Genomic DNA, 19,317 nt, shown 5'->3' on the forward strand with positions numbered 1-19,317 from the left:
GACTGGTCTCCCGCAGCGTCGACGGGCCGGGTGAACGCACGGAGGCTACGAGGTGACCTCCGGGTCGGAAGTCTTCCCCTCCATGGCCAGGAGTTCCTCGTTCGTGACCGCGCCGCCGAAACGGCGGTCCCGGGACGCGAACTCGACGCAGGCGCGCCACAGGTCACGGCGGTCGAAGTCGGGCCACAGCACGTCCTGGAAGACCAGCTCCGCGTACGCGCTCTGCCAGAGCAGGTAGTTGGAGGTGCGCTGCTCGCCGCTCGGCCGCAGGAACAGGTCGACGTCCGGCATGTCCGGGTAGTACAGGTACTTGGCGAGGGTCTTCTCGGTGATCTTCGACGGGTCGAGCCGGCCCGCCTTCACGTCCTCGGCGAGCGCCTGCGCCGCGTCCGCGATCTCCGCCCGGCCGCCGTAGTTCATGCAGAAGTACAGGGTGAGACGGTCGTTGTCCTTGGTCTGCTCCTGGGCGACCTGGAGCTCCTTGGCGACCGACTTCCACAGCTTGGGCATGCGGCCCACCCAGCGCACCCGGATACCGAGCTCGTCGAGCTGGTCGCGGGTCTTGCGGATGAAGTCGCGGTTGAAGTTCATCAGGAAGCGGACCTCGTCGGGCGAGCGCTTCCAGTTCTCGGTGGAGAAGGCGTACAGCGAGATGTTGCGCACGCCCATCTCGACCGCGCCCTGGAGCACGTCGAGGACCTGCTCGGCGCCGACCTTGTGCCCCTCGGTGCGCGGCAGCCCGCGCTCCTTGGCCCAGCGGCCGTTGCCGTCCATGACGATCGCCACATGCTCGGGCACCAGCTCGCCCGGGAGCTTCGGCGGGCGCGCGCCGGACGGGTGCGGCTCCGGCGTCCTGTACTCGCGACGCTGCCGCCCCAGGAACCCGCGTACGACCATGTGCCTCTCGTCTCCTCTGACTTTCGCTTGCTTACTTCTCTACGTACCTGAGTGAGCGCAGCCCGCGCTCCAGGTGCCAGTGCAGGTAGGCGGACACCAGCCCGCTGCCCTCCCGGACGTGGCGTGCCTCGCACGCGTCCGCCGTCTCCCAGTCTCCCGTGAGCAGCGCACCCAGCAGAACCAGGGTCTGGGGCGAGGGTACGACGCTGCCGGCCACCCGGCAGTCGACGCAGACGGAGCCGCCGGCCGCCACGGAGAAGAAGCGGTTGGGGCCCGGCATTCCGCACTTGGCGCAGTCGCCGAAGCTCGGGGCGTATCCGTTGACGGCGAGCGACCGCAGCAGGAACGCGTCGAGGACGAGGTGCGGGGCGTGCTCGCCGCGGGCCAGGGTGCGCAGCGCCCCGACGAGCAGCAGGTACTGCTGGACGGCCGGCTCGCCCTCGTGGTCGGTGAACCGCTCGGCGGTCTCCAGCATGGCCGTGCCGGCGGTGTAGCGGGCGTAGTCGGTCACGATCCCGCCACCGTAGGGAGCGATGATCTCGCTCTGCGTGCACAGCGGCAGCCCGCGTCCGACCAGCTCGCTGCTGCCCCGCGCGAAGAACTGCACGTCGACGTGGGAGAAGGGTTCGAGGCGGGCCCCGAACTTGGACTTCGTCCGCCGTACGCCCCGCGCGACGGCGCGCACCCGTCCGTGGCCGCGGGTGAGCAGCGTGATGATGCGGTCGGCCTCGCCGAGTTTCTGGGTCCGCAGGACGATCCCGTCGTCCCGGAAGAGGCTCATCGGGCACCGCCCGGGGCGGCCTGCCGGGGGTGCGGCACCGGGCGGTCCGCCGCGCCCGGCTGCCGGGTGCGGGGTGCGATGCCGTCGTCGCGGAGCAGGCTCATGCGCCCATTCTCGCCTACGCCCGAGGAGCGGTGTGCCCGCCCGCCCCGATCCCCCGGACGGCGGGTGCGACCTGGGGCGGCGCAACCGGCGGGGGCGAAGTGACGTCCGTGACGGAGGAGACCATGATCCTCGACGGACGGAGAGAACGATCTCAGACTCGCGCCTTTCCCCTCTTCCCCCCGCTCCGGGGACCTCCCGCCGCACCCTGCTGACGGCCGGCGCGGCCACCACGGCCGTCCTGCTCACCGCGGGCCCCGCCACAGCCGCCACCGACCCGGTCACCGCCCGGCTGCGCGACCTGGAGGCCGCACACGGCGCCCGTCTCGGCGTGTTCGCGCACAACGTCCGCACCCGGCGGACGGTCCGCTACCGGGCCGACGAACGCTTCCCGGTGTGTTCCCTGTTCAAGACCCTGGCGGTGGCGGCCGTCCTGCGGGACCTGCCCGAGGGGACGCTGGACCGCCGCGTGTACTGGACGGCGGCGGACGTGGTGGAGAACTCCCCCGTCACCCAGGAGCACGTGGCCGACGGCCTGACGGTCGCCGAGCTGTGTGCGGCGGCCGTCCAGCGCAGCGACAACACGGCCGGCAACCTGCTCCTGCGCGAGATCGGCGGCCCCGCCGGACTCACCCGCTTCGCCCGCTCCGTCGGCGACCGTGTCACCCGCCTCGACCGCTGGGAGCCGGACCTCAACTCGGCCGAACCGGACCGGGTCACGGACACCACGAGCCCGGCCGCGATCGGCCGTACCTACGGCCGTCTCGTCCTCGGCGACGCCCTGGCCGCCCGTGACCGCCGGCGCCTGACCGACTGGATGCTCGGCACGGTCACCAGCGCCAACCGCTTCCGCGCCGGACTCCCCCCGACCTGGACGGTCGCCGACAAGACCGGCGGCGGCTGGTACGGCGCGAACAACGACGCCGGTGTCGCGTGGACCCCGGACGGCGCCCCCGTCGTCCTGGTCGTCCAGCTCACCAAGCCGGACCGGGAGGCGGCCTACGACCACGACCTGATCGTGGAGACGGCGAAGGTCCTGGCGGAGACGCTCGGCCCGCCCACGGCCTAGGATCCGTCGGGCCTCAGGCGGACGCTGTCGGGGACGCCGTTCGGGGACGTGCCCGGGGCGGCGGCCTCCCACAGCTGGTCGAACCGGCGGATCAGGGGCTGGACCTCGTCGGCCCGGGCGTTCACCGTCGTCGAGGTGTTCACGCTCAGCTGGTCGGCGTGGATCTCGTAGGACAGCACCCCGTCGAAGACGATGCAGTCGATCATCTTGCCGCGGCGCAGGTACAGCGGGAGTTCCTCCAGGGCCACCACCTGGACCTGGATGCCCATCTCCCGCTGCTCCGCGCAGATCGGTTCGAGGGCGGCCAGTTCCTCGGGCCGCTTCACGATGAACAGGCGCCGGACCGAGATGCGCCGCTCCAGGATCGCCTCGCGCTGGGCGGTCAGATAGCGTCCGGCCGGCTCGGTGTTCCAGAACCCGTCGTCGACGACGGTGGTGCTGATGGCGTCGATGCTCGTCCGCGCGCACTTGGTGAGGGTCAGCAGCCAGTCGTGGTTCTCGCCCGCGCACTCGGCGCTGAGGTTGGTGAAGTCCTCCATCTGCGCGGCGAGCCGGTCGATCTCCGCGTGCGCGAACTCGTGCAGGATGTCGGGCCCCATGGAGACGACCTTCGTGGCGTGCTCGGCGAGCCGGGGCACCCCGTCGCCGCGCAGCTTCTCCACCTCGGTGAAGAGCTTCGTCGCCTCGCCTATGTCGGCGAACCGCTTGTCCACGGACTCCCTGAGATCGCCCAGCTGGCCGACGAAGGACGCCAGGAACTGCACGATCAGCACGATGCCGCCGCACAGCACGGACAGCACGAGCTGCCACGGGCCGTCCTCCTCGGACGGTCCGACGACATTGGTGAGCAGGTAGACGACGCCGCCCGCCACCACGGTGATCAGGATCTTCTGCGTCACATGCCGGGCGCCCTCGCCGTCCCGGATGCGATCTCCCCTGAAGTACGAGTTCGTCGGTGCAGACACTCTCTTTCTCCCCCCGTCGGGATCGTGCGCGAGCAGTTGTGTGGTGCTGTCAGGACAGGGCGGGCACCTCGCCCCGGACGACGTTGCGCAGTGCCAGCTGGTCCCGGATGCGCTGTGCCATGGTGTTCCACTGTCTGCTGAAACCCGGGTGGCGCTCCAGTTCCTCCCAAGGCGGGCTCAAGGCCCGGTCCAGCCGCGCCTGAGGCATCCACAGATGCAGCAGATGGTCGACGAGCGGGCGCAGCACCTTCATCGCGGCCGCCTGGTTCTCGGAGCCGGGCGGCAGGCCGTCGAGCTTGTCGCCGACGGTCGTCAGCAGCCAGTCGTGCAGGGCGAGGTCCTCGCACAGGGTGGCCGCCGCCACCGGCGTGGTTCCCCGCGGCAGCCGCAGTTCGACGATCCGCAGCCCCGGGCCCAGCTCGGTGAACCGCGCCGAGGCGGGTTCGGCGTCGTCGGCCGGTGAGGCGGTCCAGCGCAGGCTGGTGTCGGTCGTGGTGAGCGGCGCGTCGTGGTCCAGCAGGTCGTGCCGCCGGGAGATCCTCGCCAGCAGGCTCTCGGCGATGGAGCCGACGTCCAGCTGGTCCTGCTGGTGTCCGGTCAGGAAGCCCTCGGTGACGGACTTACCGGGCAGCCGGCCGACCGGGACCAGCACACCGGGCCGGACCAGGTAGTACCCCCAGGGCCGGCGCCGGTCGGGCCCGGTGGCCGGGGTGGAGAAGTACGCCGTCGACTGGAGGACGCGGCCCTCGACGAGTGCCGCGTGCGCCGCCACCGTGCCGACCGCGCGGACCTTGGCGCCGGTGGCGGTGGGCAGCCGGCAGTCGACGCCGGTGAGGACGTCCGGGGAGAGGGCGTGCCGGTTGGGACGCCGGGAGGTCCGGACGGGTTCGTCGGCGCGCAGCCGCAGCAGCCGCACGGCGGTCGGCTCGTCCACCGCCCTGCGGTGGGGCAGCAGACAGGTCCGCACCTCACCGCAGACGAGGACGGGACCGGAGACCGTGCCCAGGCCGCTCATGTCACAGCCCCGGCGGGAACACGTAGGACGTGCGGTCCACGACGGCCGCGGGCACCGGGAAGCCCTCACCGGCGGACCGCTCGGCGACCTGTTCGAGCGCCTCGGCCGCGACGTGGACCTGGTCGAGGATGACGCGTACGGCGTGCTCGACGGGCAGGAACCGGGTCGGCAGGACGCTGCACGTGCGGTAGGCGGCGAAGGGCGTCGCGGAGGCGTTGAGCTGGAGGACGGGCGGCAGCGCGTCCCACTCGGCCGGGAACTTCTCGCCCTGCCACCGCGTGGGGGTGAGCACGGCCGCGCCGTTGTCCCGCAGCAGCCCGAGCCGGACCAGTTGCCAGACGGCGGCCAGGAAGGCACAGGACCAGGTGCGCGCGTCCTCGGACCCGTTCCACAGTTCGACGTCGAGGAACACGGAGTGGCCGCGCGCCTCGGTCTCGCTCGGCGGCTGCCAGACACCGGTGGTGTCCAGGGCGGCCGAGGTCCGCTGGGACGGGGCGCGGCGGCCGTTGGTGAGCCAGCCGGTGCGGCCGACGGGCGGACGGAAGCCGTTGCTGCCGGGCGGCGGTGACTCCACCAGCCGGTGCAGGACGGACTCGGCGAGGGCGGCCCGGTCGCGGTGGGCGGAGCCGCCCGCGGTCTGGGCGGGCCCGGCGCAGCCCGACTCGCGGGCCAGGTAGTCGATGGTCAGCCCGGCCTCGGCCGCCGCCTCCAGCAGGGGCGGGATCAGCTCGGCGGGGGTGGCCAGCCGGGAGAAGTAGTCGTCGATCAGGAAGCAGGTGCTGATCCGGGGCCGGCGGCCGGGCGGCAGCGGGCCGAGACCGGCCCGGGCGGCGTCCACCCAGGGCCGTACGCCGGCGAAGTGCCGGCGCAGCCGGGCGGTCCCCTCGGCGAAGTCCTCCATGTACAAGTGGCCCAATTCCAGGGAGAGATGGGAGTAGGGCACGGATTCGGTGCGCGGGTCGGCGCTGCTCTCCCGGAAAACGGTTCCCGGCCCGTTCACAACTGCCCCCAGAACTTGTCGTCGGTCAGTCGCCGCGCGAGATCCCCCATGGCCTGCCAGGTCTCGTTGTTGGCGATCCGCCGGTCGTGCACGTCCTCGTCGGTGATGAGGCGTTCCTGCCACTGGAGGACGGGTTCCAGCGGAATGGACGCCAGCACCCTGGTTCTGCCGATGCCCCGGCCGGCCGCGAGTTCCTCGAGTTCCTTGTCGCACTGCCGCATCCACGCGTACTGCGCGGGCGACACCTGGGACCACAACGGCGACTCGAGATCGGGCACGGCGGCGCGGACGAACCTGATGGCGCCGCCCAGCGCGTCCGGGTCGTGCCCGATGGCCGTACCGGCTTGCACTATCCCCTGTTTTCCGAATACGAGTTCGGCTGCCGCCATGACGTGCTGACGGGTCCACCGGTGATAGACGAGCCAGCGGTTCTTCAGACGGCCGAGCCCGCCCCGGGGCGAAGTCGCGGCGAGCGCCAGGTCCATCGCATAACTGCGCCCGGCGCTCAGGTCGATGATGATGACGTCGAATTCGCGTTTCAGCCGCAGGACGAGATCCACACAGCGGTGCAGGTTCTCCTCGTCGGTGACGAATTCACCGGCCGTGCGGTCGCCGGGCAGCAGCACCAGCCGCCCGGACCCGCCGGGCCTGCCGCGCAGGACGGGGTGTTCGGTGCGCGCCCAGACGTCGACCCGCAGCGGCTCCCCCGTCTTGCCCTTCAGATAGGAGTGCAGGCCGCGCCCCTCCGCCTCGGAGAGGACGTCGGGCAGGTCGAACACGGCGGCCGCGGTGGGCGAGCCGAAGTCGAAGTCCAGGTAGCAGACGTCGTCCCCGTCCAGCGCGCGGTGATACGCGAGGTTGGCGCTGGTGACGGAGCGGCCGGTGCCTCCCTTGTCGGAGGCGGCGAAGACGAGCACCTTCACACCCCCCGCGCGTCGGCGCCGCGGGCGCGGGCCAGGGCGTAGAGCCGGGCCAGGACGCCGAGGGCCAGCGCGTGGGCGGTGCCGGGCTGTCTGTCGACGAGCTGACGGGCGCGGCGCAGGTCGGCCTCGATGCCCTTGATCTCTTCTCCCTGGGGGCTCTTGGGGGCGGGAGCGGGCTGTTCCAGCTGCTCCTTGCCGAACAGGTGGGCGGCCTCGCTGAGCGCCGCCTGGGCGAGGGCCGTCATCTCGGAGCTGCGGATGGGGTCCTGTGCGTACAGGGCGTGCGCGGCGACCATGCACTCGGTGACGCGCTCGGTGATGCTCCACGACAACGGTCCGGCGCGGACGGGTGATTCGGGGTACACGGCGTGCACGTTGTCCCACAGGCCGACCCCCTCGCCGTCGCTGACGCGGCGCGCCCAGAGGTGGTCGAGGATGTTCTCGGCGAGGGTGAGCAAACGGTCCTGCGAGCTGATGTTCCTTGACAGCGCGCACAGTTGGACGGTCCGCTTGAGCAATTGGGCGGAGAAGTCGCTCATCGTCCACTTCATGGCCGGGCCGATCTCCTCGCTGCCCAGCAGCGGGAGGGTGACTCCGGGGTTGTGCAGACCGATCGCCGGGTCCTCGCGGGCCGTCCGGCTGGTGATGCGGCCGCGTTCGGCGAGGCGTTCCATGACGGCGACGGTGCGGGTGAGGTCGTCGTCGGTGGCACGGCGGCGCACCAGGTCGTGGACGAGGATGGAGGCCACGGACAGGGAGAAGTACTCGGACTCCAGTTGCTGGAGCGTGGTGCGCCAGGGGATCTCCTCCAGCGGCCAGGTGGCGCCGTCGAAGCGGGCGATGCCCGACCAGTACTGCTGGGTGATCTCCCAGCGCAGCCGCAGCGCGTCGGCCAGCTTCTGCTGTTCGGCGGTGAGCAGGCCGAGGACCAGGGTGCGCTCGGAGGACAGGTCGGGGATGCCGTCCAGGGCGACGACGGTGAAGTACAGGTAGGGCACGGCGTGGGCCACGCCCTGGGGCTGCTTGCCGATGTCCTGGGCGGTCTGCGCCTCCACCTCGACCTCGGGGGCGCCCTTCACCAGGCTCCAGGCCCAGCCGCACTCGAACAGCCGGTTCTCGTTGCGGAGCTGGTCGGCGACGTCGGTGTCCAGGCCCAGGGTGACGCTCTCGCTGATGAGGGCGCGCAGCGACTTGAACCGGTCCTGGAAGCGGTGCAGGACCTGGCGGTCGGACAGCCGGCCCCGGCCGAGCAGCCGGGCGAGCGCCTGCCCCTGGTCGGAGGCGATGTCGACGACGTTCACGGTGAAGGAGCGCAGCAGGCTCACCATGGCCGCGGTCAGCCGGGCGCTGGTCGCGTCCCGCAGCTTGTCGATCCGGGCCAGGGTGCTCGCCCGCTGGGTCTTGCCCCGGTACACCTTGAGGAAGCCGAGGGTGGCCAGGCAGAGGGTGATCGACATGGAGTAGGAGTCGACGACCCCCACTTCCTCCTGCTCCTTGGAGAGCTCCTGCTCCGGGTTCTCCGGGGCGAAGTAGTAGCCGCCGGCGAAGGTGGGACTCTCCTCGCCTCGGTGGTTCTCCATGAAGTCGCCGAGGATCTCGACGAGGTTCATGGGAATCTCGCTGGAGTCGCCCGCGTTCCTGAGGGCCCTTTCCACGTCCAGCTGTGTGGTGTCGGGGTCGTCCAGACGGAACGGCTCGATCTCGGTGGCGGGGTACAGAAGGCAGAGCAGACGCTCCGCGTCGGCGACGCTGCTACGGCCGCCCCATTCGCCCCACTGCCATTCTCCGTTGTCGAAAGAATGGCGAGCGATGGCCTGCCACACCTCGAGCAGGTTCTGTCTCGGCTTGATCTGCATGCCCATTCCCCTCGCACAGGCCCGTCACCATGGAAAAGAACTCCGACATATCATTCGTCGCGTCGCTCTTTCCGTTGCCCGCAGGCCAGGATCATACCCGTGTAGCCATCCCTCACAAGCTGCTGAGGATTGGCCGTACGGTGAATCTCCACATGGTCCGCGTAACCACCGAGAACCGTCCGGACTTCGGCTTCGTCGATATCACGGGCGGGGAACACGTGGTCGCCGACACGATATCCTTCGGAATGTTCCATGAAGGCGGCGGCGAAAGGCGCCCCGGAATTCAGGGCGTTCATGAAACAGCCCACCCCTCGGCGGAATTCGGCGAGCGAGGTGGTGATGGATTCGGCGACGAAGAACATCGTACCGACGTCCCAGCGGCGCTTGTCGGCGCAGAGGTCGAAGAGACTGCCCGCCTCCGGCTGCTGGACGGCCTCCTTGAACCGGACCCTGGGCGTCATGCTGAGCGTGGCATATGCCTCGTCCTTGCACAGGACGTTCCAGAACTGATCCCAGTGGGAGGCATAGCCGGGGGCCTGCCCCCGGAGGTACTCCAGATTCCGGGCGGACCGCTCCAGAAGCGTGATCCGGTCGCACCAGGGAAGCATGGCCAGGGCCGGATAGAGATTCGGCCCGGCACCCACGTCGATACCGGAAGCGACCCGCCCACGACCTCGGAAGTGATCACTGAAGTGATCGCGCACATGGGAGAGGATCTCCTCGTCCACGGCCTGCATCTCGAGGTAATTGTGGCTGATGTAGACGCCGGGATCGAAGTCGTCCCAGAGAACATCACCATTCAGCTTTTGGTCAGCGGTGGGCGGTACCGAGGTCATGATTCAGCGTAGCAGGACGCATGGGTCTTGAAGGAGTGGGTGCACAGAGCAATGATGGAGATCAGGTACGCAAATCGCACTGGCTGCAATTCGATTTGTCGACATTCACAAGGGGACGGTATGACTCCTCTTCCCGGAGATCACTTTCCGTCGGGCACTGGTTCGATAATGAGCCAGATGTCCGGAGAAAGACCCTTACGGATCAGAGCGGTCACCGAGGAGGACCTGGAAGCCGACCTGCCCCGTCTCGTGCGCCTCGACGCCGACGCCTTCCCCCACGGTCCCTACCCCTTCTTCGTCCTGCGCCAACTCGTCACCACCTGCGCCGGCCTCGTGTACGTCGTGGACGACGGCACGGACCTCCACGGATACGTGCTCGGCACCCCGCCGAACGACGCGCAGAGCTGGGTGTGCAGCCTCGCGATCACCCCGGGGCTGCGCGGAAAGGGCTTCGGCCGGCTGCTGATGACGAAACTCCTCGGTCAGCTGCGGGTGAAGGGCGCCCACGCGGTCCGGCTCTCCGTGGAGCCGCGCAACGACTCGGCCATCGCGCTGTACCGCTCCCTGGGCTTCGTCCCGGACCCCGGCGGGCCCCGCGCGGACTACTTCGGCCCCGGCGAGGACCGTCTGCTCATGACGCTCACCCCCTGAGGCCCTCGCGCCCCGTGAGCCCCCCGAACCCCCGCACGTACCGGCGCTGCCAGGGCGTCTCCACCGCGCGCCGGTCGTAGTGGCGGCGGACGAAGGCCACCGCCTCGTCCGCCGGCACGCCGTCCAGGACCGCCAGGCACGCCAGGGCCGTGCCGGTGCGGCCGCGGCCGCCGAGGCAGGCCAGCTCCACGCGTTCGCCGGCCGCCCGGTGCCACACCTCGGTGAGGACCGCACGGGCCTCCTCGCGGTCGCCGGGGAGGCGGAAGTCGGGCCAGCGGAGCCAGCGGGACTCCCAGGGCGGCAGCGGGGGCCGCGCGCCGAGGAGGTAGACGCCGTACGCGGGCGCGGGGGCCCCGGGGTCGAGAGGGCGGCGCAGGCCACGGCCGCGCACCAGGCGGCCGGACGGCAACGCGAGCACTCCGGGGTCACCCTCACACCAGGCCCACGCGTCGCCGCTCATCACCCCATTTCAACGCGGTCACGGGAAACGGGCAACCGATTCGGCGCGACCGGTGGTCTGGAGGGCGAGGAGGGTGCTTGATGCAGGCCGAACAAGAAGACCTGTTCCAGGAGTTCGTCAGAGCGCGCTGGTCCCGGCTCGTCAGGACCGCGTATCTGCTGACGGGGGACGTCCACCACGCGGAGGACCTGACACAGACCGCGCTCGCCAAGGCGTACCGGTCGTGGCGGCGGATATCGCGCACCGACAATCCCGAGGCGTATGTGCGGCGGATGCTGGTCAGTTGCAACAGCGACCGGTTCCGCAAGCGGCGGGTCACCGAGGCGCTGACCTCGGCCCCGCCGGAGCGGGCGGGACGCGACGAGGGCGCCGGGCGGATCGAGGAGCGTGGCTCGCTGCTGGCCGGACTGGCCCAACTGCCGCCGAAGCAGCGGGCGGTGGTGGTCCTGAGGTACTGGGAGGACCTGTCCGAGGCGGAGGTGGCCGACGTCCTCGGCTGCTCGCCGGGCACGGTCAAGAGCCAGGCCTCGAAGGGGCTCGCGAAGTTGCGTACGCATCCGGGGCTGACCGCCGGCCGCACGGCACCCGGCGGTCAGCGTCACGGACACGGTCACGTGCGGGGGCCAGGACACGGACAGAGGCAGGGACCAGGGCAGGGACAGGAGCAGGAGCAGGAGCAGGAGCAGGAGCAGGAGCAGGAGCAGGGTCGGGTCCGGATTCAGGGTCGGATCGAGGGTCAGGTTCAGGGAGGCGGCAGGTGAACGGCTCGGGGAAGCAGGCGGACCGGGGGGATTCCGGGTTCGAGGAGCGGATGCGTGAGCTGCTCGCCGAGGACGCGTACACCGTCCAGCCCTCGTCGGTGCCGTATCCGGCGATCAGGCGGCGTGGACTGGCCGAGCGGCGGCGGCGCGTGGCCCTGACCGGGGCGGCGCTGATGACGCTGGCCGCGGTGCCGGTGGGGGCGTACGCCGTGGCCGGCGGGAACGGGGGGCGGGGCGCCGACACGGCGGCGCCGAAGCCGTCGGCCAGCGCCCCGCACAGCCCGGCCGGCAGCCCGCGGGCGACCCCGGGCGGCACGGCGGCGGGGCCCGCGCGGCCCGCGACCGAAGGGCAACTGCTCGACGGGATCACCTTCGCGCAGGCGGCGGACGGGCTGAAGAAGTGCCTGGCGACCGAGAGCGGGCCGGCCGGGAGCGCGGCGGATCTGGGCAAGGCCGAGGACTACCGGATCATCCTGGCGGCGAAGCGCACGGGCGACTCCAACGCCCCCGGCGAGGGCTTCCACGTCGTCGGGGTGAAGGAGCGGCCGGCGGGCTTCCGGGTGGTGTGCGACGTCGTCCCCCTCGAAGGCGGCGGGGGTTACGGCATCAGCGTCAGTTCGAACGAGGCGAACGGGCCGGACGTGGGTCCGGTCGTGCCCGACGTCAACGGCGGCGACCTGTACCAGCAGTCGTTCATGGACAAGGGCCACTGGAAGCTGCCGTTCCGGTGGGGGGTCATCGGTACCGTCGAGGCGTCGGTGGCCAAGGTGACCGTCTCCTACGGCGACGGCGGCCCGGTGACCGCGGCCCTGGACCACGGCTGGTTCGCCGCCGCCGGCATCCTGGACCAGCAGGTCACCCTCGCCCCGCACATCAAGGGCTACGACGGCTCCGGCAAGCTGGTCTACGACTCCGACGAGGACGGGACGTACGCGCGCACGCTGCCGTAGCCCGAGCCGGTCAGAGAGTCCCGGTCCCCGGGGTCACCAGCCCCGACTCGTAGGCCACGATGACCAGTTGGGCCCGGTCCCGGGCGCCCAGCTTGCCCATGATCCGGCTGACGTGGGTCTTCGCGGTGAGCGGGCTGAGGCCCAGCTCCTCGGCGACCCCGGTGTTGGTCAGGCCCCGTGCGACCAGGGCCAGCACCTCGCACTCCCGTTCGGAGAGGCACTCCGGGCCGCCCGTCGTGGGCGGCCCGGAGGGGCCGCGCAGGAACTGGGCGATCAGCCGGGCGGTGGGCCCCGGCGACAGCAGCGCCTCGCCGGCGGCGACCGTGCGGATGCCGTCGAGGAGGTCGGCGGGCCGGGTGTCCTTCACCAGGAAGCCGGCCGCTCCCGCGCGCAGCGCCTCGACGATGTTCTCGTCGGTGTCGTACGTGGTCAGGACGAGGACGCGGACCCCGGACAGGCCCTCTTCGGCGGCGATCCGCCGGGTCGCCTCGACGCCGTCGAGGTCGGGCATGCGGATGTCCATCAGCACCAGGTCGGGGCGTTCACGGCGGGCCAGCGCCACCGCCTCCCGGCCGGTACCGGCCTGACCGACCACCCGCATGTCCGGCGCCGACTCGACGAGCATCGCGAACGCCTCCCGTACGAGGGTCTGGTCGTCGGCGAGCAGCACTCCGATCGGTTTCACCGGTCCCTCCCGTGCGGCAGTACGGCGCTCACCTCGAAGCCCTTCCCGTCGTCGCGGGGTCCGGCCTCCAGCGAGCCGCCGACGCTGCGCGCCCGCTCCCGCATGCCGACGATCCCGAAGCCGGGCGCACCGGCGCCGCCCGCCGCGCCACCGTCTCCCCGCGGGTCCGGGCCCGTTCCCTCGTCCGTGATCCTGAGCCGCAGGGCGTCCTGCTCCTCGTACACCCGGACCCGGACCCCGACCCCCGTCGTCGGGGCGTCGGGCCCGCCGCCCCCGCCGCCGTGCCGCACCGCGTTCGTGAGCGCCTCCTGGACGATCCGGTAGGCGGCCGCCCCGACCGCGGGCGGCACCTCCCCGGACCGCACCGTCAGTTCGACCCGCGCACCGGCCGCACGGGCCGTCTCCGCGAGGTCGGGCAGCCCGTGCAGGCCGGGGAGCGACCCCCGGGCGTCCGGTGTGCCGAGGTCGCGCAGCACCTCCAGCGTCGTACGGAGTTCGCCGCGCGCGCTGCGGCAGGTCCCGGCGATGTCGTCGAGGGCCCTGGCGACGGCCGCGCGGTCCAGGCGGTCGGGGTCGGCGGCCAGGACGTGCGCGGCGACGGAGGTCTGCACGCCGATCAGGGTGATGGTGTGCGCGAGAAGGTCGTGCAGGTCACGGGCGATACGCAGGCGTTCCTCGGCGACCCGGCGGCGGGCCTCCTCCTCCCGGGTGCGCTCCGCGCGCTCGGCGCGTTCCAGGGCGGCGGCGACGTTCTCGCGGTGGATACGGAGGTAGCCGCCGAACAGCAGGACGGCGACGATCCAGCCGGTGGTGCGCAGGATGTCCGCGAGCTCGTCCGGGTTGGTCAGGGCGTTGAGCGTGAGGGTGGAGCCGACGACGGTGACACCGACGATCAGGGTGCGGCGGGCGCTGCCGGTCACCGCGGCGCTGAAGAGGGCGAGCATGCTGGCCGGTACCGGGGCGCTGTGCATGAAGTCGAGCGCGTGGTACGGGACGACGCACAGCACCACCGCGAACAGCACGGCCAGCGGGTACCGGCGCCACCACAGCAGCGGGACCTGCGCGGCCAGCAGCAGCGTCCAGCCGACGGCGTCCAGCGGCCGTCCGTCCTCGAGGAACAGCCCGAGCGCGACGGCCGCGGCGGCACAGCCGACGGCCGGACCCACGTCGGCCCGCAGATCCGCCCTGAAGCACGGCATGCTTCCCCCTCCCCCTTGGTCCCATCCTCTCCCGCCGGGCGCCCCGCCGACAGGGCGGGGCGCCCGGTCGCTCACACCAGCTGCCGCTCGGGATCGGCGGCTTCGGGTTCCGGGGCCCGTGACAGCCGCCCCGGCCACCACACCTTGCGTCCCAGCGCCACGCTCGCGCTGGTCACCAGGTAGGTGCGGACGAGGAAGGTGTCCAGCAGCACCCCCACCGCGATCACGAAGCCCAGCTCGACGAGTTGGACGAGCCCCATGTTCGTCAGCACGGCGAAGGTCGCGGCGAGGACGAGGCCGGCGGAGGCGATGACCCCGCCGGTCGTGCGCAGCGCGGTCAGCGCGGCGGTGACGGGATCGGTGCCGCGCATCGACTCCTCCCGCATCCGGTGCATGAGGAAGATGCCGTAGTCGACACCGAGGGCGACCAGGAACACGAAGGAGAGCAGCCCCAGCCCCGGATCCGTGCCCTCGAAGCCGAACACCGGCCCGAAGACCAGCCCGCCCAGGCCGAGCGCCGCGCCCCACACCGCGACCACGGCGGCGACGAGCATCAGCGGCGCCACCAGCGACCGCAGCAGCGCGATCAGGATGAGCAGGACGGAGACGAGGACGAGCGGCACGACGATCAGCCGGTCGCGGGCGTTGGTGTCCACCAGGTCGATCTGCTGGGCGCTCGGCCCGCCGACGTAGGAGCCGGGCAGCCGGTCCCGCAGCGCCTCGATGGTCGCCGTCTCGGCGGCGGACTGCGGTGGCGCGGCGGCGGTCACCGCGATCTCCGTCCAGCCCCCTCCGGTCCGGCCCCGGCGGGCGTCGGCGACGCCGTCCGTGTCGCGGATCGCGGCGAGGGTGGCGTCGGCCCGGCCGGCCGGGGTGAGCACGTCGACGGGCTGGGCGGACTGCTCGGGGAAGGCCTCGGCCAGGGTCGCCATGGCGACGACCGACTCGGGCCGGTCGACGAAGGAGTCCTGCTGCTTGACCGCGCCGGGCAGGTTCAGCGCGCCCAGCGCCAGGGCGCCGAGCAGGACGGCGCCGGCGGCCAGGACGGTCCGCGGGCGCCGCCCGGCCGAGGTGCCCATCGCGGCGAACAGCGAGCGGCGGGCCTTGGGCGTGCTGCCGTAGGCGGGCACCAGCGGCCAGAACACCCGGCGGCCCAGCAGGACGAGGAGCGCGGGCAGCAGCGTCAGCATCGTGACCAGCGCGCACAGCACACCCACCGTGCCCAGCGGTCCCATCCCCCGGTTGGAGTTGAGGTCGGCGGCGAGCAGGCACAGCAGCCCGGCGGCGACGGTCCCGGAGGAGGCCAGCACGGCGGGACCGCAGCCGCGCAGCGCGGCCAGCATCGCGTCGTACGGCCGCTCCACGCGCCGCAGTTCCTCCCGGTAGCGGGAGACGAGCAGCAGTGCGTAGTCCGTCCCCGCGCCGAAGACGAGGATGGTCATGATGCCCGAGCTCTGTCCCGACACCGTGGTGCCGAAGCCCTGGTTGAGGCCGTAGGCGACCCCCATGGACAGGTAGTCGGCGATCCCGGCCACGGCGAGCGGCACCAGCCACAGCACCGGGCTGCGGTAGATGAGGATCAGCAGGACGGCGACGACACCGACGGTCGTGTACAGCAGCGGTCCGCCGAGCGAGTCGTAGACCTTGGCCGCGTCGGTGGCCAGCGCCCCCGTACCGCCCACCTCGACGGTCAGCCCGCCCTGGCTGTGGGCGACGGCCCGTACGTCCTCGACGAAGGCGTCGCGCTTCTCCTCGTCGGTGCCGGGCTCGTTGGTGGCGACCGGGTACATGAGCGTGGTGCCGTCGGCGGACGGGACGCCTCGCGGGGTACCGGTCAGCGCGTGGTCCCCGGCGACCCGGGCGACCTGCTGCCGTGCCGTCGTCCGGTCGGCGGCGGTCAGGCCGCCGTCGCGGTGGTAGACCAGCACCAGTTCGGTGCTCTCACCGCCGGGCAGTTGCTCCTGGAGCCTGGCGACCTTGGTCGAGTCGGCGCTCGCCGGCAGGTAGTCGGTGATCCGGTCGTGCTGTACGTCGGCGAGCTTGGCGGCGAACGGCGAGGCGAGCGCGAGCACGCCCACCCACAGCGCGAGCACCACCCAGGGGATGGCGCTGCGCCTGCCCTTCGCCTTCCCGGCTCCCATGAAATCTCCGGCCCCCATGAAACGGGCCCTCCCTCCGGATCGGCTGTCTGGTTGCGCTCTCCAGACTTCCGGCGGGCGAGGGGCGGAGCGTCGCGCGTGAGGGCGAGTTCGGGCGTACTGCCGGGGGTGACCGGACGGGGGGACTACTCCCCCGGGAGTACCCGGGGAGCGCCCGGGGCGGGTCGGGTGAGGGTCAGGACGGGGTCCGGGCCGCCACCAGCAGGCGGGTCACGTCGTCCGCGCAGATCGTCAGGGCGGCGCCCACCGTGGTGAGGACCTCCCGCTCGGCCGGGGTGTACGGGCCGTCCGCGAGGGCGATGCGGGCGCCCTGGAGCAGGATCGATTCGCGGCCGATCGCGGCGAGGTGCGGGGCGAGCGGGTCGAGGGCCTCGTGGAGCTCTATGGCGAGGCCCGGGCCGTACGGTTCGCCGTGGTTCTGGGTGGTGTCGGAGGCCAGCGCGGCGACGAGCGCGGCGAGCTGTTCCTCCGTGCAGTCGGTGAAGCCGGCCGCGCGCACGGCGCCCGCCGCCGTCTCCAGGGACGTACGGGCGCAGGTGCCGCCCGCGGACAGGACCGCGAGGGCGACCGTGTGGACGGCGTCGCGGAGCATCGCCGAGAAGCGGATGGTGGTGGGGTGGTCGAGGACGTCGGTGCCGAAGTGGCGGCGGCAGGCCGCGCACTCGACGACCGGGCCGGTCTCGCCGCGCGGCACGACCGGCATGCCGAGGAGGGTGAAGCGGCGCCGGCCGGTCAGCCGCTGGTAGTTGCGGTCGCCTCCGCAGCCCGGGCAGAAGAACTCGCCGTCGCCCGCGGGCGTCCACGCGGTGCGGGTGCCCAGGATGCGGGCAAGCCCGGTGACACGGCCGTCTCGTCCCCGTCCTGGCAGCACGTCGCACCTCCGTAACCCCGCGGCAACATCGCCGCACGCCTCCGTGATGTTAGCCACATCCATGAGGTGTAGTCAGCACCCAGGACGAGACCTTCCCGTGACCTCCACAGCGCGATGGCCGATATACGACGGGGCCCTGACCGCCGTATACAGCGGTCAGGGCCCCGAAAGTCCCGGTCAGGCCGGTCAGCGGGTCGCGCGGTTGACGGCGGAGACGACCGCCTTCAGCGACGCACGCGTCGTGTTCGCGTCGATGCCGATCCCCCACAGGACCTTGTCGTCGATCGCGCATTCGATGTAGGAGGCGGCCTGCGCGGAGGCGCCCTCGCTCATCGTGTGCTCCTGGTAGTCGAGCAGGCGTACGTCGATGCCGACGGACTCCAGGGCGTTGAAGAAGGCCGAGATCGGGCCGTTGCCGGAGCCGGTCAGGACGGTGTCCTCGCCGTCGACCGTGGCCTCGACGGTCAGCGTGTCGACGCCGTCGGTGTCGGTCGTCGACTGGCCGTTGCGGACCTGGATGCGGCCCCAGGGGTTCTCCGGGTTCGGCAGGTACTCGTCCTGGAAGACCGACCAGATGTCGCCGCCGGTGACCTCGCCGCCCTCGGCGTCCGTCTTCGCCTGGATGAGCTTGGAGAACTCGATCTGCATCCGGCGGGGCAGGTCCAGCTTGTGGTCGTTCTTCAGGACGTACGCGATACCGCCCTTGCCGGACTGCGAGTTGACCCGGATGACGGCCTCGTAGGAGCGGCCGACGTCCTTCGGGTCGATCGGCAGGTACGGCACCGCCCACTCGATGTCGTCGACGGTGACGCCCTTGGCGGCCGCGTCGGCCTCCATCGCGTCGAAGCCCTTCTTGATGGCGTCCTGGTGGGAGCCGGAGAAGGACGTGTAGACCAGGTCGCCCACGTACGGGTGGCGCGGGTGGACCTCCATCTGGTTGCAGTACTCCCACGTACGACGGATCTCGTCGATGTCGGAGAAGTCGATCTGCGGGTCGACGCCCTGGGAGAACAGGTTCATGCCCAGGGTGACCAGGTCGACGTTGCCGGTGCGCTCGCCCTGCCCGAACAGGCAGCCCTCCACGCGGTCGGCGCCGGCCATCAGCGCCAGCTCGGCGGCGGCGACGGCGGTGCCGCGGTCGTTGTGCGGGTGGACGGAGACGCAGACGTACTCGCGGCGGGAGAGGTTGCGGCTCATCCACTCGAAGCGGTCGGCGTGGGTGGACGGCGTGGAGCGCTCGACGGTGGCCGGCAGGTTCAGGATGATCTCGCGGCCCGGGCCGGGCTGCCAGACGTCCATGACCGCCTCGCAGACCTCCAGGGCGAAGTCCAGCTCGGTGTCGGTGAAGATCTCGGGGCTGTACTGGTAGCCGAACTCCGTCTCGGGGCCCAGCAGCTTCTCCGCGTACTCGACGACCAGGCGGGTGCCGTCGACGGCGATCTGCTTGATGTCGTCCTTGGAGCCGCGGAAGACGACGCGACGGAACACCGGGGCCGTGGCGTTGTACAGGTGGACGGTCGCCCGCTTGGCGCCCTTCAGGGACTCCACGGTCCGCTCGATCAGGTCCTCGCGGGCCTGGGTCAGTACGGAGATCGTGACGTCGTCCGGGATCGCGCCCTCTTCCTCGATGATCGAGCGCACGAAGTCGAAGTCGGTCTGGCCGGAGGCCGGGAAGCCGACCTCGATCTCCTTGTAGCCCATCTTGACCAGCTGGTCGAACATCCGGCGCTTGCGCTCGGGCGACATGGGGTCGATCAGGGCCTGGTTGCCGTCACGCAGGTCGGTGGAGAGCCAGCGGGGGGCGACGGTGATCCGGTTGCCGGGCCAGGTGCGGTCGGGGATGTCGACCTGGTCGTACTGTCCGTACTTGTGGATCGGCATGTGGCTGGGCTGCTGGCGGTTCGCCATGATGCGGTGGCTCCTCAGGAGGACCGGAGTGTGTCCGGACGGAAGGACGGCCGACGCGCAACACCAAGCACCGCGGGGAGGGAGTCGGCCTCGACTACAGGCCCTCGCCGCGGCAGCTAAGGAGAAGCAGCCCGAAACGCATAGTGCTCCGCAGCCTAGCGGAGCCGCTTCCGTCGCGCGGGTTCGTTCCAGTATGCGGGACCGTCGGGAGGAACCGTAGTAAAAGGGA

17 protein-coding genes and 1 pseudogene are annotated in these 19,317 nt (G+C 71.6%); 4 read left to right on the plus strand and 14 right to left on the minus strand.

The genetic code is table 11. From position 1 onward, the window contains the following. Positions 1–45: 45 nt before the first annotated feature. The gene (locus AOQ37_RS31685; protein WP_062649447.1) at positions 46–897 is read right to left on the minus strand and encodes an isoprenyl transferase; all 852 of its coding nucleotides are present in this window, start codon (positions 895–897) and stop codon (positions 46–48) included. A gap of 31 nt (positions 898–928) precedes the next feature. Continuing rightward, entirely contained in the window at positions 929–1,678 is a 750-nt protein-coding gene (gene recO / locus AOQ37_RS31690) for a DNA repair protein RecO (protein ID WP_062649449.1), read from the minus strand. 253 nt (positions 1,679–1,931) lie between these two features. Between recO and bla the strand changes: the two genes are divergently transcribed. Next, positions 1,932–2,849: a class A beta-lactamase gene (gene bla / locus AOQ37_RS31695; RefSeq protein WP_062649550.1), complete on the plus strand. Its 918-nt coding sequence runs from the start codon at positions 1,932–1,934 to the stop codon at positions 2,847–2,849. Here the strand turns inward: bla and AOQ37_RS31700 are convergent. The 6 genes from AOQ37_RS31700 to AOQ37_RS31725 are packed head-to-tail and all read right to left on the minus strand — an operon-like array spanning position 2,846 to position 9,444. Continuing rightward, complete coding sequence (locus AOQ37_RS31700) at positions 2,846–3,814, minus strand: hypothetical protein (protein WP_062649451.1); 969 nt, start codon at positions 3,812–3,814, stop codon at positions 2,846–2,848. The genes bla and AOQ37_RS31700 overlap by 4 nt on opposite strands. A 49-nt stretch (positions 3,815–3,863) precedes the next feature. Further along, positions 3,864–4,829 carry an SCO2521 family protein gene (locus AOQ37_RS31705; protein ID WP_062649453.1) on the minus strand — a complete coding sequence of 322 codons (966 nt, stop codon included), beginning with the start codon at positions 4,827–4,829 and terminating at the stop codon, positions 3,864–3,866. 1 nt (position 4,830) lies between these two features. Next, positions 4,831–5,829, minus strand: a complete 999-nt coding sequence (locus AOQ37_RS31710; RefSeq protein ID WP_062649455.1) for an SCO2522 family protein — start codon at positions 5,827–5,829, stop codon at positions 4,831–4,833. After that, positions 5,826–6,746, minus strand: coding sequence for an SCO2523 family variant P-loop protein (locus tag AOQ37_RS31715; RefSeq protein ID WP_062649552.1), 921 nt, complete (start codon positions 6,744–6,746; stop codon positions 5,826–5,828). Before AOQ37_RS31715 ends, AOQ37_RS31710 begins: the two co-directional genes overlap by 4 nt. A 2-nt stretch (positions 6,747–6,748) precedes the next feature. Next, positions 6,749–8,608 (minus strand): SCO2524 family protein, encoded by a 1,860-nt coding sequence (locus AOQ37_RS31720; RefSeq protein ID WP_062649456.1) that lies wholly within the window; start codon positions 8,606–8,608, stop codon positions 6,749–6,751. Positions 8,609–8,658: 50 nt separating this feature from the next. Beyond that, entirely contained in the window at positions 8,659–9,444 is a 786-nt protein-coding gene (locus AOQ37_RS31725; protein ID WP_062649458.1) for an SCO2525 family SAM-dependent methyltransferase, read from the minus strand. Between the two features lie 177 nt (positions 9,445–9,621). Between AOQ37_RS31725 and AOQ37_RS31730 the strand changes: the two genes are divergently transcribed. Next, positions 9,622–10,095, plus strand: a complete 474-nt coding sequence (locus AOQ37_RS31730; RefSeq protein ID WP_234437061.1) for a GNAT family N-acetyltransferase — start codon at positions 9,622–9,624, stop codon at positions 10,093–10,095. Here the strand turns inward: AOQ37_RS31730 and AOQ37_RS31735 are convergent. Further along, entirely contained in the window at positions 10,085–10,555 is a 471-nt protein-coding gene (locus AOQ37_RS31735; protein ID WP_062649460.1) for a protein-tyrosine phosphatase family protein, read from the minus strand. The two genes, AOQ37_RS31730 and AOQ37_RS31735, sit on opposite strands and share 11 nt — an antisense overlap. A gap of 80 nt (positions 10,556–10,635) precedes the next feature. Here AOQ37_RS31735 and AOQ37_RS31740 point away from each other — a divergent pair. Continuing rightward, positions 10,636–11,145 (plus strand): annotated as a pseudogene (locus AOQ37_RS31740) (SigE family RNA polymerase sigma factor); the annotation flags it as partial. Positions 11,146–11,312: 167 nt separating this feature from the next. Beyond that, on the plus strand, positions 11,313–12,266 hold the full coding sequence (locus tag AOQ37_RS31745; protein ID WP_234437062.1) for a hypothetical protein: 954 nt from the start codon (positions 11,313–11,315) through the stop codon (positions 12,264–12,266). Between the two features lie 10 nt (positions 12,267–12,276). Here AOQ37_RS31745 and AOQ37_RS31750 read toward each other — a convergent pair whose 3' ends face one another. The 5 genes from AOQ37_RS31750 to leuA all read right to left on the minus strand — a co-directional run bounded on the left by AOQ37_RS31750 (position 12,277) and on the right by leuA (position 19,088). Next, a complete protein-coding gene (locus AOQ37_RS31750; protein ID WP_062649558.1) occupies positions 12,277–12,891 on the minus strand; it encodes a response regulator in 615 nt (204 codons plus the stop codon). A 56-nt stretch (positions 12,892–12,947) separates the two neighbouring features. Beyond that, the gene (locus tag AOQ37_RS31755) at positions 12,948–14,150 is read right to left on the minus strand and encodes a sensor histidine kinase (RefSeq protein ID WP_078890438.1); all 1,203 of its coding nucleotides are present in this window, start codon (positions 14,148–14,150) and stop codon (positions 12,948–12,950) included. Positions 14,151–14,221: 71 nt separating this feature from the next. Beyond that, positions 14,222–16,291, minus strand: coding sequence for an MMPL family transporter (locus tag AOQ37_RS31760; RefSeq protein ID WP_062649462.1), 2,070 nt, complete (start codon positions 16,289–16,291; stop codon positions 14,222–14,224). Positions 16,292–16,484: 193 nt separating this feature from the next. Continuing rightward, positions 16,485–17,180 (minus strand): tellurite resistance TerB family protein, encoded by a 696-nt coding sequence (locus tag AOQ37_RS31765; RefSeq protein ID WP_062649464.1) that lies wholly within the window; start codon positions 17,178–17,180, stop codon positions 16,485–16,487. A gap of 186 nt (positions 17,181–17,366) precedes the next feature. After that, positions 17,367–19,088, minus strand: coding sequence for a 2-isopropylmalate synthase (gene leuA / locus AOQ37_RS31770; RefSeq protein WP_062649466.1), 1,722 nt, complete (start codon positions 19,086–19,088; stop codon positions 17,367–17,369). Positions 19,089–19,317: the final 229 nt, after the last annotated feature.

Source organism: Streptomyces maremycinicus (genome assembly GCF_001184025.1).
Classification (GTDB): Bacteria; Actinomycetota; Actinomycetes; order Streptomycetales; family Streptomycetaceae; genus Streptomyces; species Streptomyces maremycinicus.